An 866-nucleotide genomic window follows, 5' to 3' on the forward strand; every position below is an offset into this window, starting at 1 on the left:
TAGTGGAGTTTTCACCATAAACAGCATCAGTAGGTAAGTCAACATTAATTATAGTTCCTGATTTACTGACAATGAAATTCACATTATCATCGGATTCTGTGTAATTGTTGTTTTCTTTAAATACTATAGTGTATGTGTATTCATTTGCATCTAAGCCAGTGATATTTACTCTACCTATACCATTAACAAATGTTACATTGTAAGTTATGTTGTTTATGATTACTTCATAAACTCCATCTAAGATAGCTGTGCCATTAGGTGTAGTTGCATTAATCACCACAGTAACATTATCACCATAGCTAACATCATCAACTGTAATATCTAAGTTTACATTATCTTTAAAACTAGTACTAAGATTAGTACTTGCAGGATTATAATCATCTGTACTTGCAAAGCTTATTGATAAGTTTTGATTTCCAAGCTGACCATAATCATAGTCAGTGAATACTCCAGTTCCATTAACAAATGTAACATTCTTCTTTTGACCATTAATAGTAACTTCGAATATGGTAGGTGCTAGACCCCAAATATTTGGATTAATATGTAAAGTTATATCAGCTAAACTATTATTTACAATAGTTAGTTGATCAACAGTAATATTAGTAATATTACCTTTACTAATAGTTCCAGTTAGTGTGAAGATACCACTACCAATGATAGTGCCGTTTAAATTTTTAAAGACAACATTCGGATCAGCAATAGTTTGAATTGGTACTTCAATTATACCATTATTGCTTAAACCAAACTCTTTGAAAAAGGTACCATTCCAATAAACACCATTCATAGAAGGCAATAAATCAGAACCAGAACTATCACTAGAACCATTCAAATACACAGTGTAGTTGAAGCTTAATAAATCACCAACA

1 protein-coding gene is annotated in these 866 nt (G+C 30.7%); it reads right to left on the reverse strand.

What is annotated here, in order from left to right; genetic code table 11:
• Positions 1-866, reverse strand: an 866-nt coding sequence (locus MBCUT_RS11140; protein ID WP_169805352.1) for a hypothetical protein, incomplete at both ends; no start/stop codon positions are given.

The sequence above is a fragment of the Methanobrevibacter cuticularis genome (assembly GCF_001639285.1).
GTDB lineage: Archaea > Methanobacteriota > Methanobacteria > Methanobacteriales > Methanobacteriaceae > Methanobaculum > Methanobaculum cuticulare.